This is a genomic window from Streptomyces spiramyceticus, from assembly GCF_028807635.1.
Classification (GTDB): domain Bacteria; phylum Actinomycetota; class Actinomycetes; order Streptomycetales; family Streptomycetaceae; genus Streptomyces; species Streptomyces spiramyceticus.
This window is the reverse complement of the sequence record NZ_JARBAX010000001.1, coordinates 1,823,457-1,842,799: the sequence shown is the minus strand read 5'-3', so window position 1 is coordinate 1,842,799 and position 19,343 is coordinate 1,823,457. Positions and strand designations below refer to the sequence as shown.

Sequence of the window (19,343 nt, the reverse complement as noted above, 5' to 3'; positions counted from 1 at the left end):
TTCATGCGCTTCAACCGGATGCTGCTCTCGACCACCCTGGTGGTCGTCGCCCTGGTCGTCCAGGTCAGCATCCTCGCCAGGCTCCAACTCCCCGGCGCCGTCCCGGACATAATGCTCCTCACCGTCCTCGGACTCGCCTTCGTGTACGGCCATGTCAGCGGGGCTCTCATCGGTTTCGGCGCGGGCCTCCTCGCCGACCTGGCCCCGCCCGCCGACCACGCCGTCGGCCGCTACGCCCTCGTCCTGTGCGTCATCGGCTACCTCGCGGGCCTCGCCAAGCCGGAGAGCGGCCAGCTCAGGTCCGCCTCGGGCCCGATGGCCGCGGTCGTCGTGGCCGCTCTCGCCTCCACCATGCTGTACGCCGGAGTGGGCGCGCTCGTCGGCGACACCGCGGCCCGCCATGTGGGCATCGGCTGGCTGCTGTTCACCTCCGCGCTGTACGACCTGCTGCTCGCCCCGTTCGTCGTGCCGCTGGTCATGGCGCTGGCGAGACGCGCGGAGAACGATCCGTTCGCCGACACCCAGAGCAGCCAGGGCAATGACGTCGCCACCGGCTGGCTCTCCTCGGGCACCGGGCTGCGCATCGGCAGCCAGCGCGGCGGACTGCGCATCAAGGCCGCACGCTCGCGGGCGGCAAAGGCCGGACGTATCAAGGGGGTCAAGCGCCTGTGAGGCTGCGTTTTCTCCGGGGGACCCCAGGCCCCCGGCCGGACATCCTGTGGGGGGCCACGTGAGTAACATCCCCGAGACCGGCCGGACCCCCCGGGTCCAGATCCGGCTCATCATCATCCAGGTCCTTGTCTTCTCGCTCCTCCTGACCCTCGGCGGCCGCCTCTGGTACATCCAGATCCGCAACGGCGACGAGTACACCGCCGAAGCCGCCGGCAACGGCGTCCAGCAGGTCGTCCAGCCCGCCGTTCGCGGCTCGATCCTCGACGCCCGCGGCGTGCCGCTCGCCGACAACGAGACCCGCCTCGTCGTCTCCGCCAGCCGCACCGAGCTGATGAAGATGAAGGACGACGGCAAGGCCGTACTGGCCCGCCTCGCCGAAGTCCTCGGCATGAAGGCGAAGGACGTCGCCTACAAGGTCAGGCTGTGCGACTCCAAGACCCCCAAGCCCTGCTGGAACGGCTCGCCCTACCAGCCGATCCCCGTCACCGACGAGGCCACCACCAAGCAGGCCCTCCAGATCCGCGAGCGCGCCGAGGACTTCCCCGGCATCACCGCCGAGCCCACGGCCGTACGCCGCTACACCGCCCCGGGCAAGGCCAGGACCGCCCAGGTGCTCGGCTACCTCTCGCCGGTCACCGACGAGGAGATCGAGAAGGCGAAGGACGGCCCGTCGCCGTACCTGCGCTCCGACATGGTCGGCCGCTCCGGACTTGAGCGTACGTACGACAAGGAACTGCGCGGCAAGGCCGGCGTCACCCGCTACGAGGTCGACAACCTCGGCCGCGTCATGGGCGAGTCGGAGAACGACCCGGCGGAGCCCGGCTCCAGCGTCGTCACCAGCCTCGACGCCCGGGTCCAGGCCGTCGCCGAGTACGAGCTCCACCAGGCGATGAAAACCGTCCGGAAGGAGACCGACAAGATCACCGGCCGCAAGTACGAGGCCGACGCAGGCGCCGTCGTCGTCATGGAGTCCAAGACCGGCCGCGTCGTCTCGATGGCCTCCCAGCCCGACTACGACCCCAACGCCTGGATCGGCGGCATCTCCGGCAAGGAGTACGCCAGGCTCACCGACAAGAACTCCAACTACCCGCTGCTCAACCGGGCCATCCAGGGCCAGGCACCCGCCGGCTCAGTCTTCAAGGTGGTCTCGGCGAGCGCGGCCGTGCGGGCCGGCCACCCCTTCGACAGCCGCTACAACTGCAGCAGTTCCTACAGCATGGGCAACCGGAGCTTCGCGAACTTCGAGTCCAAGGGCCACGGCCCCATCTCCCTCGGTGACGCCCTCAAGTTCTCCTGCAACACCGTCTTCTACCGTCTCGGCCACGAGGAGTGGAAGCGTGACGGCGGCATAAAGCCGAAGAAGAACGCCCACGACTGGTTCTACCGGACCGCCCATGACTTCGGATTCGGTGGCGAGACCGGCATCGACCTGCCGAATGAGGTCAAGGGCCGCATCCCCGACCGCCAGTGGAAGCAGAACTTCTGGGAAGCCAACAAGGACGCCTGGTGCAAGCAGGGCAAGAAGAGCGGCACCTACGTCGAGAAGATCGCCTACGAGAGCTGCCTCGAAGGCAACCAACTGAAGGCCTTTGACAGCATCAACTTCGCCATCGGCCAGGGGGACGTTCTCATCACCCCCATTCAGCTGGCCACCGCGTACGCCGCCATCAGCAACGGCGGCACCCTCTACAACCCCACCATCGGCAAGGCCGTGATCAGCCCCGACGGCAAGAGGATCGAGGAGATCAAGCCCAAGGCCCACAGCAAGCTGCCGGTCGACGCCGAAACCATCAGGGACCTCGACAAGGGCCTGCGCTCCGTCGTAGAGCCCGGTGGCACCGCCGCCTGGCGGTTCGGCGGCTGGCCGCAGGACAAGATCCCGATGCGAGCGAAGACCGGCACCGCCCAGGTCTACGGCAAGCAGACCACCTCGTGGTTCGCGACCTACACCGACGACTACACGATCGTCATGACGATCTCCCAGGGCGGTACGGGCTCCGGCGCCTCCGGCCCCGCCGTACGCAACATCTACGATGCCCTCTACGGCGTCAGTGACGATGGCCAGATCAACCCGAAGAAGGCCCTGCTCCCCAAGCCGCAGAAGGACCTCCCGAAGATCGATACGGACGGCTCCATCGACGCCCCGGAGATCAGGCCGTACGTACCCGAGAAGCCCAAGGACCCGGCTGCGGACAAGCAGATCGCTATCGGCAGGAGTGGCGACTGATGGCCGGCCCGCACGGTTTCTCCGTCCAGCGGTACACCCCCGACCGCGGCGCACTCGCCAAGCTCACCGCCCGCGACTCCTTGCTGCGCCGGCTCGACTGGCCGCTGCTCTGGTCGGCGCTCGCGCTGTCCGTCATCGGCGCGCTGCTCGTCTGGTCCGCGACCCGCGGCCGCGATTCGCTCAACCACGGCGACCCGTCGTACTTCCTCGTCAGGCACATCCTCAACACCGGTATCGGTCTCGCCCTGATGATCGGCACCATCTGGCTGGGACACCGCACCCTGCGCGGCGCGGTCCCCGTCCTGTACGGCCTGTCCGTGGTGCTGGTCCTGGCCGTACTCACCCCGCTCGGCGCGACCGTCAACGGCGCGCACGCGTGGATCGTGCTCGGAGGCGGATTCTCCCTCCAACCCTCCGAGTTCACCAAGATCACGATCATCCTGGTCATGGCGATGCTGCTCGCGGCCCGCGTCGACGCGGGCGACCAGCTGCACCCCGACCACCGCACGGTCGTCAAGGCGCTCGGCCTCTCCGTCGTACCGATCGTCGTCATCATGCTGATGCCGGACCTCGGCTCGGTCATGGTCATCGCAGTGATCATCCTCGGTGTGCTGCTCGCCTCCGGCGCATCCAACCGCTGGGTGTTCGGCCTGCTCGGCACAGGGGGGTTCGGTGCGGTCCTCGTCTGGCAGCTCGGCCTGCTCGACGAGTACCAGATCAACCGCTTCGCCGCCTTCGCCAACCCGGAACTCGACCCGGCGGGCGTCGGCTACAACACCAACCAGGCGCGCATCGCGATCGGCTCCGGCGGCCTCACGGGCACCGGCCTCTTCAAGGGCAGCCAGACCACGGGACAGTTCGTCCCCGAGCAGCAGACCGACTTCGTCTTCACCGTCGCGGGAGAAGAGCTCGGCTTCGTCGGCGCCGGCCTGATCCTCCTGCTGCTGGGGGTGGTGCTGTGGCGTGCGTGCCGCATCGCGCGCGAGACGACCGAGCTCTACGGCACGATCGTCGCCGGCGGCATCATCGCCTGGTTCGCCTTCCAGTCCTTCGAGAACATCGGCATGACGCTGGGCATCATGCCGGTGGCGGGCCTGCCGCTGCCGTTCGTCTCGTACGGCGGGTCGTCGATGTTCGCGGTCTGGGTCGCGATCGGGCTGCTCCAGTCGATCAGAGTGCAGCGCCCGCTGTCGGCGTAGGTCCCGGTCCCGGCCCCCTGCACGCATGCTGAATTCGCGTCTAGATTCGATGCATGGCGGACACCAAGCGCGAGATCGAGCGGAAGTACGAAGCCGATGCCGAGGCCCGGGCCACCGGCGAGACCCCGTTGCCCGACCTGACCAGGGTGGCCGGGGTCTCGTCCGTTCTGGACAAAGGCGTCGCGGAACTCGACGCCGTCTACTACGACACGCACGACCTGCGGCTCGCCGCCGACTCCATCACCCTGCGCCGCCGCACCGGCGGCGACGACGCCGGCTGGCACCTGAAACTGCCGGTCTCCCCGGACGTACGCGACGAGATCCGCGCCCCGCTGGGCGACACGATCCCGCGCTCACTGGCGGGCCTGATCCGCTCGCGGACCCGCGACGACCTCGTCGTCCCCGTCGTACGGCTCCTCTCCTCCCGCGACGTCCGCCACCTCCTCGACGCGCGCGGTGAACTGCTCGCCGAGGTCAGCGTCGACTCCGTCACCGCGGAGCGACTCGACGGGGACGGCGGCACGGCCCGCTGGACCGAGATCGAGGTCGAACTCGCCGACGGCGGCGACCCCGCGTTCCTCGACGCCGTGGAGAAGAGACTCCGCAAGGCGGGCGTGCGCCGGGCATCCTCGGCGTCCAAGCTGGCCAGGGCTCTGGCGGACACGGCGCCGCAATCGAAGCCGGAGAAGCCGCAACCGAAGCCGGAGAAGGAGAAGAAGCGGCGGAAGACCGCGCCCGACACCGCGGGTGACCACGTCCTCGCCTACCTCCGCGAGCAGGTCGACGCCATCGTCGCGTACGACCCCGCTGTACGGCGCGACCTGCCCGACTCCGTGCACCAGCTGCGCGTCGCCACCCGCCGCCTGCGCAGCGCATTGCGTACGTACAAGAAGGTCCTCGACCGGACCGTCACCGACCCGATCGCCGATGAACTCAAGTGGCTGGCCGGGGAGCTGGGCGTCGACCGCGACCACGAGGTCCTGAACGACCGCCTCCAGACCCGCATCGCCGCCCTCCCCAGGCCCCTCCTCCTCGGCCCGGTGCGCGGCCGCCTGCGCACCTGGTCCGTGTCCCGCCGCACGGGCTCACGCCGCAAGACCATCGCCGTACTCGACAGCCGGCGCCACCTGGACCTCCTCACGACCCTGCATGCCCTGCTGGCCGACCCGCCGCTGCTTCCGGCGGCGGCGCAACCGGCCGCGAAGCTGCTCCCCAAGGCGGTCCTCAGGGATTACGCCCGCCTGGCCGCCCGCGTGGAGCACGCGCTGTCGGTCCCGCCCGGCCACGACCGGGACCTGGCCATGCACGAGGCCCGCAAGGCCGCCAAGCGCGCCAGGTACGCGGCGGAGGCGGCCTGCCCGGCGCTGGGCAAGCCGGCGAAACGTTTTGCGAAGCGCATGAAGGCCGTCCAGACCGTACTGGGCGATCACCAGGACAGCGTCGTGGCCCGCGACGCCCTGAGAAACCTGGCGGTGCAGGCGCATGCGGCGGGCGAGACAGCGTTCACCTGGGGACTTCTGTACGGACAGGAGGAGGCGGACGCCGCCGCGCGCGAGCGGGAGCTGCCGGAGGTGTGGGAGCGGGCTTCGCGGCCGGAACTGCGGGCGGATCTGCGGGCTGTGTGAGGCAGGCCCGAGGGCGGGACTGAGGGCAGGTCTGAGGGCAGGTCTGATGGCGGATCCGCGGGCGGATCTGAGGTGCTGACCGCCGGGGTACGCTTGATGGTCACCCCTTTGCCCGCTCACGAGAGACACCACGATGCCTGTCGAGTCGGTCTTCCCACGCCTGGAAGCCCTCCTGCCGCATGTGCAGAAGCCCATCCAGTACGTCGGTGGAGAGCTCAACTCCACCGTCAAGGACTGGGACGCCTGCGATGTGCGCTGGGCCCTGATGTACCCGGACGCGTACGAGGTCGGGCTGCCCAACCAGGGCGTCATGATCCTTTACGAGGTACTGAACGAGCGCGACCGCGTCCTCGCCGAGCGTACCTACAGCGTGTGGCCGGACCTTGAGGAGCTCATGCGTGAGCACAAGGTCCCGCAGTTCACGGTGGACGCGCACCGGCCGGTGAAGGCCTTCGACCTCTTCGGGCTCTCCTTCTCCACCGAGCTCGGCTACACCAACATGCTCACCGCCCTGGACCTGGCCGGCATCCCGCTGGAGTCCAAGGACCGGACGCTCGACGACCCGATCGTGCTCGCGGGCGGACACGCCGCCTTCAACCCCGAGCCCATCGCGGACTTCATCGACTGCGCCGTGATCGGCGACGGCGAGCAGGCCGTCCTGGAGATCACCGAGATCGTCCGCGCCTGGAAGGCCGAGGGCCGTCCCGGCGGCCGCGACGAGGTGCTGTTCCGGCTGTCCAAGACCGGCGGCGTCTACGTCCCGCGCTTCTACGACGTCGAGTACCTGCCGGACGGGCGTATCGGCCGCGTCGTACCGAACAAGTCGGGCGTGCCGTGGCGCGTCTCCAAGCACACCGTCATGGATCTCGACGAGTGGCCGTACCCCAAGCAGCCCCTCGTCCCCCTCGCCGAGACCGTCCACGAGCGGATGTCCGTCGAGATCTTCCGCGGTTGCACCCGCGGCTGCCGTTTCTGCCAGGCCGGCATGATCACGCGCCCCGTGCGGGAGCGAAGCATCACCGGCATCGGCGACATGGTCGAGAAGGGTCTCAAGGCGACGGGCTTCGAGGAGGTCGGCCTGCTCTCGCTGTCGTCCGCGGACCACACCGAGATCGCCGACGTCGCGAAGGGCCTGGCCGACCGGTACGAGGAAGACAAGATCGGTCTTTCGCTGCCGTCGACCCGCGTGGACGCGTTCAACATCGACCTCGCCAACGAGCTGACGCGCAACGGCCGTCGCTCGGGCCTGACGTTCGCGCCCGAGGGCGGATCCGAGCGCATCCGCAAGGTCATCAACAAGATGGTCTCGGAAGAGGACCTCATCCGGACGGTCTCTACGGCGTACGGCAACGGCTGGCGCCAGGTGAAGCTGTACTTCATGTGCGGCCTGCCGACCGAGACCGACGAGGACGTCCTCCAGATCGGCGACATGGCGGTCAAGGTCATCGCCGAGGGCCGCAAGGTGTCCGGCCAGAACGACATCCGCTGCACGGTCTCCATCGGCGGATTCGTGCCGAAGCCGCACACCCCGTTCCAGTGGGCGCCGCAGCTGTCGGCGGAGGAGACGGACGCCCGGCTGGAGAAGCTGCGCGACAAGATCCGCGGCGACAAGAAGTACGGCCGCTCGATCGGTTTCCGCTACCACGACGGCAAGCCCGGCATCGTCGAGGGCCTGCTCTCGCGCGGTGACCGGCGCATCGGTTCCGTCATCCGCGCCGTCTACGAGGGCGGCGGCCGCTTCGACGGCTGGCGCGAGCACTTCTCGTACGACCGGTGGATGGACGCCGCCGCGAAGACGCTGCCGGACTTCGGCGTGGACGTCGACTGGTACACGACGCGTGAGCGCACGTACGAGGAAGTCCTGCCCTGGGACCACCTGGACTCCGGTCTCGACAAGGACTGGCTCTGGGAGGACTGGCAGGACTCGCTCGACGAGACCGAGGTCGAGGACTGCCGCTGGACGCCGTGCTTCGACTGTGGCGTCTGCCCGCAGATGGACACGCAGATCCAGATCGGCCCGACGGGCAAGAAACTGCTGCCGCTGACGGTCGTCAAGTAGTTGTTCAGTGAAGGCCCGGCCCCGGGAGCTCCCGGGGCCGGGCCTTCGCGTGTACTGGCACTCGCACTTGCACTGGACCTGGCACAACGCACGGCAAGGAAAGCCCCGATGGTGGATCCAGACGGCGGGCTGATGCGTCCTTGCTGGGGAGAACACGGGGAGAGGCCGACATGGATTTCGAGAAGCAGCCGCCTGCGCGGCAGGAGCCTGCCCGGCAGGGGCCCGAGCAGGCGGAAGGCTGCCTGACGGCCGTCATCAGGATCCCGGTGCGGATCGTGGTGCTGGTCCTGGTCGTTCCCGTGCGGATGGTCTGGGACCTGCTGGTCGTCTGCGCGAAGGCGACGGGGCGGGGGCTGGGCCGGCTCGGCCAAGTGCTGCTGGTGGTACCGCTGTTGTGGCTGTACGAGAACGTCCTCGTCCCCGTCGGGAAGGCGCTCGCGTACGTCGCCTACGCGGTGCTGGTCCTGCCGTGGATCGTGCTCTGGAAGTACGTCGTGGTGCCGGTGGTGCGGTACGGGATCGTGGTGCCGGCGATATGGGTGTACCGCCGGCTGCTGACGCCCGTCGGGCACGGTCTGGCCTGGCTCGGGCGCATCGTGGGCGCGGCTGTGGCCTGGCTGGTCATGACCCTCGTCGTGACGCCGCTGGCCTGGCTGTACGCGCAGGTGCTCACCCCGGTGGGACGCGCGCTCGCGTGGCTGGCGGTCGGGGTCGGACGAGCGGTCGCGTGGCTGGCGGTTGGGGTCGGGCGAGTGCTGGCGTGGCTGGGCAAGGCGGTGTTCGTGTGGCCTTGGGTGGCGCTGTGGCAGTACGTGCTCGCGCCGGTGGGGCGCGCGCTGTGGGCGGCGTTGGCGTGGTGCGTCATGACGCTGCTCGTGACGCCAGTGGCCTGGCTTTGGCGCCGGGTCCTGGTGCCGGTCGGGCGCGAGTTGTCCGCCGCGTTCGGGCACGCGTGGCGCATCGCCGGATACATCTCGCGGGCCGTCGGGCGCGTACTGAAGTGGCTCGGGTGGAATCTGGTCGGGCGGCCGGTGCGGTGGGTGTGGCTCGGCGTTTGTACGCCGGTGGGGCACTGGGTGCGCGACACGATCTGGGCGCCGGTGAAGCGGGCGTCCCTCGAAGCGGGCCGGGCGGTGGGCGCCGCGCTGCGCTCCGCGCGGGAGACGGTGCGGCGGGCTCGGCGGGATGCGTGGCGGGCGGTTGTCGGGGGGCCGGGGGATACGTGGGCGGCGGAGCCGCGGGGCGTGGGCGGCGCGGACGTGGGTGCGCAGCCGAGCGTCGGTCCGGGCGCGGAGTCGGCGCGGGGTCCAGGGGCGGCTCGGCCCTGAGTGGGGCGGGCCCTGCGGGGCTTGTTCCCCTACCCGCCCCTTCCCGAACTGGTGGCAAGCCTTCAGACCCCCGGGCGGGCTGAATTTCAGCTGGTGGGGGTCCCCCCTGGACGTAGTCCTTGGGGGAGTTTCAGGACCGGGGTCTGGGGCAGAGCCTCAGGTCTGAGAAGGGGCGGGGTGGGGAAGAAGCTTGCGCCCCGATGCGCTCGCTACCGGGCCCGGACCAGGGCGGGGAACTGGTTGCGGCTGCTGCGCGTACTCTGGGTAGTAAGACGACTGCCCCCAGCGCGGCACCCGCGTCCGTGATCTCCCTGCGCAGGCAGGGGTGAGCCGGGCGGCCGGGACGCGAGGGGACATCCCACGCCGGAGGGTGGCGCGCGGAGAGCGCGCCGCCCCGCACGAGGAGAAGAACCACTGGGCAAGCGACAGCCCGAAGGCCCGCCGCCCGCACCGGCGGTGCAGCGCATCCGACTGCGCTACACCAAGCGCGGCCGCCTCCGGTTCACCAGTCACCGCGACTTCCAGCGCGCATTCGAGCGGGCGCTGCGCCGCGCCGAGGTGCCCATGGCCTACTCGGCGGGCTTCACCCCGCACCCCAAGGTCTCGTACGCCAATGCCGCACCCACCGGCACGGGCAGTGAGGCCGAGTACCTGGAGATCGCGCTGACCGCCATGCGCGACCCCGACCAGCTGCGCGAGCTGCTCAATGAGTCGCTGCCGGCCGGGCTCGACGTCACCGACGCCGTCGAGGCCCGTACGTCGGGTCTCGCCGACCGGTTGCAGGCCTCCGTATGGGAGATGCGCCTCGACGGCGTCGCTCCCGAAGACGCGGAGAAGGCTGTCGAGGCCTTCCTCGCGGCGGAGAGCGTCGAGGTCCAGCGCCGTGCGAAAAACGGCATGCGGACCTTCGACGCACGGAGTGCCGTGGCAGATCTGCAGGCCATCCGTCCAGCGGCCGATAGGCCGGGGGACGGGCCCTGTGCGATACTGCGGCTGGTTGTTCGGCATTTGACACCCGCCGTTCGACCCGACGACGTCCTGTCCGGTCTCCGAGCTGTGGCCGACCTGGCGCCGCCGGTCCCCGCAGCGGTGACCAGGCTGGCGCAGGGGCTCTTCGACGAGGAGTCCGGCACGGTGACCGACCCGCTCGCGCCCGACCGCGAGGCAGTCACGGCCGCCCCACCCATGGCCGCCGGACTGACCGCCGCGACGGCGCCGGATGGTGCAGGTTCCGCGTAGGGACAGTCGTCGTAGCGCAGCCCTGGTACTCGGGAGCCACCTGGGTCGGGCAGCGCACTGACCAGAAGACTTTCGCCAGGCCGTGCGTACAACGCGTACGGAACCGGCGAGCTAGACAACAGCTCCCGTGCGGCGCCCGCGCCCCGGACGGCGGTACCGCGCTCATCGCGCGGACCGGACCGGACCGGAATCAGGTGTGGCGCCCGGGAGCGTGACGGGAGAACCGCCCGCATGCTTGAGCCGATCAGTTCCACTGAGCCCTCGGAAGGTACCGCGCGTACCGCCGGGGACACTGACAACAACCATTCGCCCAGCGACACGCTGCCGCCGCGCCGTCGGCGCCGTGCGGCTTCGCGTCCTGCCGGACCTCCGTCCGGTGACGCGAAGACCGCAGTGACCGCCCAGCCCGCCGAGAGTACAGAGGCCGCGGCTCCGGCCATACCGGCCGGAGAGAGTGCTGTGAGCGACACCAGCGACATCAACGAGACCACTGGGACGACGCCGCCCGCGCGCCCGCGTCGCCGTGCCACCCGTAAGGCGACCGCGCCCGCCGGTGCGCCCAAGCCCGCCGAGAGTACAGAGGCCGAGGTGCAGGAGGCGGAAGAGACGGCTGCGGCCCCTGTGGCTGCCGCCGACGAAAGCGCTGCCGCCGAGGAGAGTGCACCGCCGGCCCGTACGCGTCGCCGCGCGACCCGTAAGGCCACTGCGCCCGCCGGTGCGCCCGAGGCCGCCGAAGCCGAGGCCGAGGCCGCGCCCGGGATCGAGGCTCCGGCCGAGGTCGTAGCCGCCGAGGAGAGCGCCGAGGTGGCCCCGCCGGCTCGTACGCGTCGCCGTGCCACCCGTAAGGCGACCGCGCCCGCCGGTGCGCCGAAGCCCGCCGAGGTCGACATCGAGGTCGAGGCCGAAACCGAGGCCGAGGTGCCCGTCGCCGCCACCGAGGTCGCCGAGGTTGCCGAAGCACCCGAGGCGCCCGAGGCTGTCGCCGAGGAGGCGCCGCGTGGCCGTGGTCGCCGTCGTGCGACGCGCAAGGCCACCGCGCCCGCCGGTGCGCCCAAGGCAGAAGAGCCCGCCGCCGTCGAGGAGGCCGTCCCGGCCGAGCCCGTGGCCCCCGCCGCCGAGGCGGAGGAGGCACCGCGTGGCCGTACGCCGCGTCGTCGCGCCGGTCGCAAGGCGGCCGACGAGGCTGCCGTGACCGCCGAGGCCCCGAAGGCCGCTGCGCCGAAGGCTGCCGCCCCGAAGGCCGCCGAGCCCGCTGCCGAGGAGCCGGCGCGTTCGCGCCGCCGTGCGGCGCGTCCCGCTGTCGCCGTGTTCCAGGCCCCGGTCTTCACCGAGCCGATGTTCCAGACCCCGGAGACGGCTGCGGCTGCCGCTGCCGCCCGGGCGAAGGAGCCCGAGTACATCGAGGACATCGAAGAGGAAGAGGAGGCGGAGGAGACGGTCGTCGAGGCCCCGCCCGCCCCTCAGGGTCCGTCGCGCGGCCGCCGTCGCCGCCGTCGCGGTGAGGCCGCCGAGGAAGAGCGTCCGGAGCGGGCAGAGCGCGCCGAGCGTGTCGTCGAGACCGCGCCCGAGGTCGAAGAGGCCGTCGAGGAGGAGGTCGAGGCGGCCGAAACCGACGAGTCGGAGGAGGCCGAGGACCGCAGGGCCCGTCGCCGTCGCCGTGGTGGCCGTCGCCGTCGCCGTGGCGAGCCCGCCGACGAGGACGAGCGCGCCGAGGAGACGGAGGAGGAGGCCGAGGCTGTCTCCGAGCGCGAGGCCGAAGAGGAAGAGCAGGCCGAGGAGGACGAGGACGAGCAGGCGGGTGCGGGTTCCGCGTCCAGCCGTCGCCGTCGTCGCCGTCGCCGTCGCAGCGGTGACGCGGGTACGGAGGCTGCCGAGAACGGCGTCGACGACCCGGAGCGTACGGTCGTCAAGGTCCGCGAGCCACGGGAACGGCGTGGGAAGGAAGCAGCCGAGCGCGAGCCCGGCACCGGCTTCGACGAGGTCCAGTCCATCAAGGGCTCGACCCGTATGGAGGCGAAGAAGCAGCGCCGTCGCGAGGGCCGCGAGCAGGGCCGCCGACGCGTCCCGATCATCACTGAGGCCGAGTTCCTGGCACGCCGCGAGGCCGTCGAGCGTGTGATGGTCGTCCGTCAGAACGGCGACCGCACCCAGATCGGTGTGCTCGAGGACGACATCCTCGTCGAGCACTACGTCAACAAGGAGCAGGCGACCTCGTACGTCGGCAACGTCTACCTGGGCAAGGTCCAGAACGTACTGCCGTCGATGGAGGCAGCCTTCGTCGACATCGGCAAGGGCCGCAACGCGGTCCTGTACGCCGGTGAGGTCAACTTCGACGCGCTGGGCATGGGCCACGGCCCCCGCCGCATCGAAAGCGCCCTGAAGTCCGGCCAGTCGGTCCTCGTGCAGGTCACGAAGGACCCGATCGGCCACAAGGGCGCCCGCCTCACCAGCCAGGTCTCGCTGCCCGGCCGCTACCTGGTCTACGTGCCCGAGGGCTCGATGACCGGCATCAGCCGCAAGCTGCCCGACACCGAGCGCGCGCGTCTGAAGACCATCCTCAAGAAGATCGTCCCCGAGGACGCGGGCGTCATCGTCCGTACCGCCGCCGAGGGCGCGAGCGAGGACGAGCTGCGCCGCGATGTCGAGCGTCTGCAGCAGCAGTGGGAAGACATCCAGAAGAAGTCCAAGAGCACGGGCGCGACCAGCGCGCCTACGCTGCTCTACGGCGAGCCGGACATGACCGTCCGCGTCGTCCGGGACATCTTCAACGAGGACTTCTCGAAGGTCATCGTCAGCGGCAACGATGCGTGGGACACCATCCACGGTTACGTCGCGCACGTCGCCCCCGACCTGACGGACCGGATCTCGCGCTGGACCTCCGAGGTCGACGTCTTCGCGACGTACCGGATCGACGAGCAGTTGATGAAGGCACTGGACCGCAAGGTCTACCTGCCGAGCGGCGGTTCGCTGGTCATCGACAAGACCGAGGCGATGGTCGTCGTCGACGTCAACACCGGCAAGTTCACCGGTCAGGGCGGCAACCTCGAAGAGACCGTCACCAGGAACAACCTGGAGGCGGCCGAGGAGATCGTGCGCCAGCTGCGGCTGCGCGACCTGGGCGGCATCGTCGTCATCGACTTCATCGACATGGTCCTGGAGTCCAACCGCGACCTGGTGCTGCGGCGCCTGCTGGAGTGCCTGGGACGCGACCGTACGAAGCACCAGGTCGCCGAGGTCACGTCGCTGGGCCTGGTCCAGATGACCCGTAAGCGGGTGGGCCAGGGTCTGCTGGAGTCCTTCTCCGAGACCTGCGTCCACTGCAACGGGCGCGGCGTGATCGTGCACATGGAGCAGCCGACGACTGCCGGTGGCGGCGGCAAGCGCGCCAAGAAGCGCGGCCGTGCCGGTGCGGCGGAGCCCGAGCACGAGCACGTCGAGCTGATCGAGGCCGAGGTCGAGACCGAGGCGGAGGTGGCTGCCGAGGCGGCCGTGCCCGTGGCGCTCGCCGAGCCCGAGTTCGTACCGGACGAGGAGCTGTACAGCAGCCCGGCGGAGGCCGAGGCGGCTGCGGGACGCGGGCGTTCGCGCCGCAGGGCGCGCAAGGCGACGGCTCCGGCCGGTGCACCCAGGGCGGCGGAAGTGCCGGTCCAGGTTCAGGAGCCGGTGCTTGTGCCGGAGCCCGAGGCCGCGCCGGAGCCCGAAGCGGTGAGGGAGCCCGCGGCCGCGCCGCAGGCCGAGCCGGAGCGGGAGGCCGCACCGGCCCGTACGCGTCGGCGTGCGACCCGTAAGGCGACGGCCCCGGCCGGTGCGCCGAAGGCCGCCGAGGCGCCGGTCGAGGCCGTCGTCGTCGAGGAGGCGCAGGTCGCAGCCCCGGCCCCGGTGGTCGAGGAGCCGAAGGCCGCGGAGCCCGTGGTCGAGGCCCCGGTGGCAGAGGCGCCGGCAGCGGCGGCTCCGCCGCGTGCGCGCCGTCGTGCGACCCGCAAGGCCACCGCGCCCGCGGGTTCGCCGAAGGGCGCGGAGGAAGCGGCCGTGCTCGTGGTCGAGACTGCGGCCGAGGCCCCGGAGGCCAAGGCTGAGGTCAAGGCCGAGGAGCCGGTGGCCAAGGCGGAGGCCGCTGAAGTCGGCGCCGAAGCCGAGGTCGCGGCCCCGGCGAAGAAGGCGGTTCGTAAGACCGCCAAGAAGGCCACGGCCAAGAAGGCGGCGACCGCCACCAAGGCGACCGCTGCCAAGAAGACGGCCGCAAAGAAGACCACGGCGAAGAAGACGACGGCCAAGAAGGCGTCGGCTTCGAAGAAGACCGCGGCGGCGGAGCAGTCGGCACCGTCCGTCTCGGCTCCGACCGAGGACTGACCTTCGGTCGCGTCCAGCGCAACACAGCCGTGTGGGCTGTCCCGGATTCACTTCCGGGGCAGCCCACACGGCTGTTCATGCGCCTGCTGTCCGCGTGTCAGCTGCCCATGTGTCCGCCCAAGAGCTGTCGGTGCCGTCCCCGCCCAGCAAGACGTCCGAGGACCTGGTGGAGGCGATCAGGAACATCGACTCGGTGTCGGCGGAGTACAAGGAGAAGTACGAGCGGTTCGTGAAGGACTTCTGCGAGCCCTCGGACGGCCGCGCCGCAGCCCGTGTGGTGGACCGGATGCTGGAGATGGCTGCGGGGGACCTGGTGGGGGAGTGACCCGGCGGACCCGGTTTGACCCTCCCTGCCGGGGGCCCGTACTCTTGACCGTCGGCGTGTTTTTGTGCACGCCATCTCCTGAGCATCTCCCTTCCAGCACTCCTCAGGTGTGCTGTTAGAGGCCGCTCGTCCATTCGGATTCGTCGCGGGCCCCGGCCCGTGCGAGCGGCTGGCATCAGGGGTCCCGTTCCGAGCGAAAGAGAGATCCGCGTGTACGCCATCGTGCGCAGCGGTGGTCGCCAGCACAAGGTTGCTGTCGACGACATCGTTGAGGTTGACAAGATTCCCACGGCCAATGTTGGCGACACGGTCGAGCTCTCGACCCTGCTCGTGGTCGACGGCGACTCCGTCACCAGCGACCCGTGGGTCCTGGCCGGCATCAAGGTCACCGCCGAGGTCGTGGACCACCACAAGGGTGCCAAGATCGACATCCTTCGGTACAAGAACAAGACCGGCTACCGCCGTCGCCAGGGTCACCGCCAGCAGTACACGGCGATCAAGGTCACCGGTATCCCCACGGCTGCGAAGTAAAGGGACTGAGACATGGCACACAAGAAGGGCGCATCGTCCACTCGGAACGGTCGCGATTCCAATGCCCAGCGGCTCGGCGTGAAGCGCTTCGGCGGTCAGGCCGTCAACGCCGGTGAGATCCTGGTCCGCCAGCGCGGCACCCACTTCCACCCGGGTACGGGCGTCGGCCGTGGTGGCGACGACACGCTGTTCGCTCTCGCCGCCGGTGCGGTCGAGTTCGGCACGCACCGTGGCCGCAAGGTTGTGAACATCGTTCCGATCGCCGAGTAATTCCGGCTTTCGTCGAGCGGTACGCACAGCACTTTCCGAGGGCGGACGCGCTTTCCCGGTAGACGGGGAAGCGCGGCCGCCCTTGGCGTGTTACGTATGTAGACATTTCCGTATGTACTGGAGGACCCACCCATGACCACCTTCGTGGACCGCGTCGAACTGCATGTCGCCGCGGGTAACGGAGGCCACGGCTGCGCCTCCGTACACCGTGAGAAGTTCAAGCCGCTGGGCGGCCCGGACGGCGGCAACGGCGGGCGTGGCGGCGACGTCACGCTCGTCGTCGACCAGTCCGTGACCACACTGCTCGACTATCACCACAGCCCCCACCGCAAGGCCACCAACGGCCAGCCCGGCGCGGGCGACAACCGCTCCGGCAAGGACGGCCAGGACCTGGTCCTGCCGGTCCCCGACGGCACCGTCGTCCTCGACAAGGACGGCAACGTCCTGGCCGACATGGTCGGCCACGGCACCACCTACGTCGCCGGTGAGGGCGGCCGCGGCGGCCTCGGCAACGCGGCGCTGGCCTCGGCCCGCCGCAAGGCGCCCGGCTTCGCGCTGCTCGGTGAGCCGGGCAAGGGCGGCGACATCGTCCTGGAGCTCAAGACCGTCGCCGACGTGGCGCTGGTCGGCTACCCGAGCGCCGGCAAATCCTCGCTGATCTCGGTGCTGAGCGCGGCCAAGCCGAAGATCGCGGACTACCCGTTCACCACGCTCGTACCGAACCTCGGTGTCGTCACGGCCGGCTCGACCGTCTACACGATCGCCGACGTCCCGGGCTTGATCCCGGGCGCGAGCCAGGGCCGTGGCCTGGGCCTGGAGTTCCTGCGGCACGTGGAGCGCTGCTCGGTGCTCGTGCACGTACTGGACACGGCGACGCTGGAGTCCGACCGCGACCCGCTGACCGACCTCGACGTCATCGAGGAGGAGCTGGCGCAGTACGGCGGCCTGGGCGACCGGCCGCGCGTGGTGGTCCTCAACAAGATCGACATCCCGGACGGTCAGGACCTCGCGGACATGATCCGCCCGGACCTGGAGGCACGCGGCTACCGCGTCTTCGAGGTGTCCGCGGTCGCGCGTACGGGCCTCAAGGAGCTGTCCTTCGCGCTCGCCGAGGTCGTCGCCAAGGCGCGCGCGGCGAAGCCGAAGGAGGAGGCGACCCGCATCGTCATCCGCCCGAAGGCCGTCGACGACGCGGGCTTCACGGTCACGGAGGAGGACGGCGTCTTCCGCGTGCGCGGCGAGAAGCCGGAGCGCTGGGTGCGCCAGACCGACTTCAGCAACGACGAGGCCGTGGGTTACCTCGCGGACCGCCTCAGCCGCCTCGGAGTCGAGGACAGGCTGATGAAGGCCGGTGCGCGTGCGGGTGACGCGGTCGCGATCGGTGAAGAGGAGAACGCGGTCGTCTTCGATTGGGAGCCGACGATGATGGCGGGCGCGGAGATGCTCGGCCGTCGAGGCGAGGACCATCGCCTCGAAGCCCCGCGCCCGGCGGCGACGCGCCGCCGGGACCGCGAGGCGGCGCGCGACGACGCACAGCGCGAGTACGACGAGTTCGATCCCTTCTAGGCGGTGCGGAGGGGCCGGCGGACGGAGTCCGGCGCAGCCGCTCGAAGCTTGTGAGGCCCCGTGGGGCCGAGCAGTGCGAGGGCGGCCGCGGGGCTCGGTCCGCGAGGTGGCGCGCGACGACGCACAGCGCGAGTACGACGAGTTCGACCCCTTCTGGGGGAAGCTCCCGGCCCCGGACGCCTTCGGGCGTCCGGGGCCGCCGTGCTCGGGCAACCCCTGTGGCATCTGTCACCGTGCAGCGCGCATCGGCCACCAGCCCCCGCATGTACCCCACGCGCACCTGCGGTTTCGCACAGATGTCGGCAGAACGACGTCCACCTTGCGAGACGGTCACGGAGAGTGCGACCATCAGCCTGTCTCCCAGCCCTCGCAAGGTAGGTCGTCTGTGTCTGTGCAGCCCATAGCGAAGCCCCGAACCACAGCAGTCGTGCTCGCCGGTGGTACCGGTCAGCGTGTGGGTCTGTCGATCCCGAAGCAGTTGCTGAAGATCGCAGGCAAGGCGGTCATCGAGCACACGCTGTCGATCTTCGAGCAGGCGGAAGGCATCGACGACATCATCGTGTTGATGGCGCCGGGTTACGTTCCCGACGTCGAGAAGATCGTCGCCAAGGCCTGCCTCACCAAGGTCACGAAGATCATCGAGGGCGGTACGACGCGCAACGAGACCACCGAGCGCGCCATCTCCGCGCTCGGCGAGGGGCTCCTCGACGGCGAGGACCGCAACGTCCTCTTCCACGACGCCGTGCGGCCGCTCCTGTCACAGCGTGTGATCCAGGACTGCGTCGACGCGCTGGAGCGCTACGACGCGGTCGACGTCGCCATCCCGTCCGCGGACACGATCATCGTGACGCGTACGCACGGCGGCGACGGCGAGTTCATCACCGAGGTCCCGGACCGGTCCCGGCTGCGCCGCGGCCAGACCCCGCAGGCCTTCAAGCTGTCGACCATCCGCAAGGCGTACGAGGTCGCGGCCGGTGACCCGAACTTCCAGGCCACCGACGACTGCTCGGTCGTACTGAAGTACCTGCCGGACGTGCCGATCTACGTTGTCGCGGGCGACGAGTACAACATGAAGGTGACGCAGCCCGTCGACGTCTTCATCGCCGACAAGCTGTTCCAGCTCGCCTCCACCGCCGCCCCGCAGCAGGCCGACGAGGCCGCGTACCGCGAGCTCCTCGCCGGCAAGACGCTGGTCGTCTTCGGCGGCTCGTACGGCATCGGCGCGGACATCGCGACCCTCGCCGAGCAGTACGGCGCCAAGGTGTACGCCCTGGGCCGCTCCACCACCGGTACGCACGTCGAGAACCCCGAGCACGTCGACGACGCCCTGTCGAAGGCGTACTCGGAGACAGGCCGTATCGACTACGTGATCAACACGGCGGGCGTGCTCCGCATCGGCAAGCTCGCCGAGACGGACAACACGACCATCCAGGAAGCGCTGAACGTCAACTACCTGGCCCCCGTCCAGATCGCCCGCGCCTCGCACAAGTACCTCGCCGAGACCAAGGGCCAGCTGCTGCTCTACACGTCCAGCAGCTACACCCGCGGCCGCGCCGAGTACAGCCTCTACTCCTCCACGAAGGCCGCCATGGTGAACCTCACCCAGGCCCTCGCGGACGAGTGGGCGGCCGACGGCGTACGCGTCAACTGCGTCAACCCGGAGCGCACGGCGACCCCCATGCGCACCAAGGCGTTCGGCGACGAGCCCGCGGGCTCGCTGCTGTCCTCCGAGGCCGTGGCCCGTACGTCGCTGGACGTACTGCTCTCCGAGTTGACGGGTCACGTCATCGACGTACGGCAGGTCGACCCGACCCGCGGTGCCTCCGAGGCTTCCGGCTTCGAGCAGGCGCTGGCCGCCGTCCTGGACCGTCAGGCAGATGTGTAATACTCCTTGACAATCCTTGACTGATTCGGGCCTCTGTAGTCGCCAGCAGCGACCTGCAGAGGCCCGA

12 protein-coding genes and 1 pseudogene are annotated in these 19,343 nt (G+C 70.1%); all 13 read left to right on the top strand.

The annotated features are described in order from the left end of the window. Positions 1-3 precede the first annotated feature (3 nt). The 13 genes and pseudogenes from mreD to PXH83_RS08330 all read left to right on the top strand — a co-directional run bounded on the left by mreD (position 4) and on the right by PXH83_RS08330 (position 19,276). Positions 4-672 (top strand): rod shape-determining protein MreD, encoded by a 669-nt coding sequence (gene mreD, locus PXH83_RS08390; RefSeq protein ID WP_274558393.1) that lies wholly within the window; start codon positions 4-6, stop codon positions 670-672. A gap of 58 nt (positions 673-730) precedes the next feature. Next, positions 731-2,899 carry a penicillin-binding protein 2 gene (gene mrdA, locus PXH83_RS08385; protein ID WP_274558391.1) on the top strand — a complete coding sequence of 723 codons (2,169 nt, stop codon included), beginning with the start codon at positions 731-733 and terminating at the stop codon, positions 2,897-2,899. Then, a complete protein-coding gene (rodA, locus tag PXH83_RS08380; RefSeq protein ID WP_274558388.1) occupies positions 2,899-4,098 on the top strand; it encodes a rod shape-determining protein RodA in 1,200 nt (399 codons plus the stop codon). The genes mrdA and rodA overlap by 1 nt, the downstream gene beginning before the upstream one ends. A 53-nt stretch (positions 4,099-4,151) precedes the next feature. Continuing rightward, complete coding sequence (locus PXH83_RS08375; RefSeq protein WP_274558387.1) at positions 4,152-5,723, top strand: CYTH and CHAD domain-containing protein; 1,572 nt, start codon at positions 4,152-4,154, stop codon at positions 5,721-5,723. A 133-nt stretch (positions 5,724-5,856) separates the two neighbouring features. Further along, positions 5,857-7,782: a TIGR03960 family B12-binding radical SAM protein gene (locus PXH83_RS08370; protein WP_274558385.1), complete on the top strand. Its 1,926-nt coding sequence runs from the start codon at positions 5,857-5,859 to the stop codon at positions 7,780-7,782. A gap of 170 nt (positions 7,783-7,952) precedes the next feature. Continuing rightward, complete coding sequence (locus PXH83_RS08365) at positions 7,953-9,110, top strand: hypothetical protein (protein ID WP_274558383.1); 1,158 nt, start codon at positions 7,953-7,955, stop codon at positions 9,108-9,110. Positions 9,111-9,566: 456 nt separating this feature from the next. After that, positions 9,567-10,349 (top strand): TIGR03936 family radical SAM-associated protein, encoded by a 783-nt coding sequence (locus PXH83_RS08360; RefSeq protein ID WP_274558380.1) that lies wholly within the window; start codon positions 9,567-9,569, stop codon positions 10,347-10,349. A 231-nt stretch (positions 10,350-10,580) separates the two neighbouring features. Further along, positions 10,581-14,699 carry an Rne/Rng family ribonuclease gene (locus PXH83_RS08355; protein ID WP_274558378.1) on the top strand — a complete coding sequence of 1,373 codons (4,119 nt, stop codon included), beginning with the start codon at positions 10,581-10,583 and terminating at the stop codon, positions 14,697-14,699. A 133-nt stretch (positions 14,700-14,832) separates the two neighbouring features. Next, positions 14,833-15,024: pseudogene (locus PXH83_RS08350) on the top strand (CDP-glycerol glycerophosphotransferase family protein); the annotation flags it as partial. A 210-nt stretch (positions 15,025-15,234) separates the two neighbouring features. Continuing rightward, positions 15,235-15,555 (top strand): 50S ribosomal protein L21, encoded by a 321-nt coding sequence (rplU, locus tag PXH83_RS08345; RefSeq protein ID WP_214918395.1) that lies wholly within the window; start codon positions 15,235-15,237, stop codon positions 15,553-15,555. A gap of 12 nt (positions 15,556-15,567) precedes the next feature. Beyond that, positions 15,568-15,825 carry a 50S ribosomal protein L27 gene (rpmA, locus tag PXH83_RS08340; RefSeq protein WP_028813462.1) on the top strand — a complete coding sequence of 86 codons (258 nt, stop codon included), beginning with the start codon at positions 15,568-15,570 and terminating at the stop codon, positions 15,823-15,825. A 132-nt stretch (positions 15,826-15,957) separates the two neighbouring features. Then, positions 15,958-17,391, top strand: coding sequence for a GTPase ObgE (obgE, locus tag PXH83_RS08335; RefSeq protein ID WP_214918392.1), 1,434 nt, complete (start codon positions 15,958-15,960; stop codon positions 17,389-17,391). 385 nt (positions 17,392-17,776) lie between these two features. Beyond that, complete coding sequence (locus PXH83_RS08330; protein WP_274558364.1) at positions 17,777-19,276, top strand: bifunctional cytidylyltransferase/SDR family oxidoreductase; 1,500 nt, start codon at positions 17,777-17,779, stop codon at positions 19,274-19,276. Positions 19,277-19,343 lie beyond the last annotated feature (67 nt).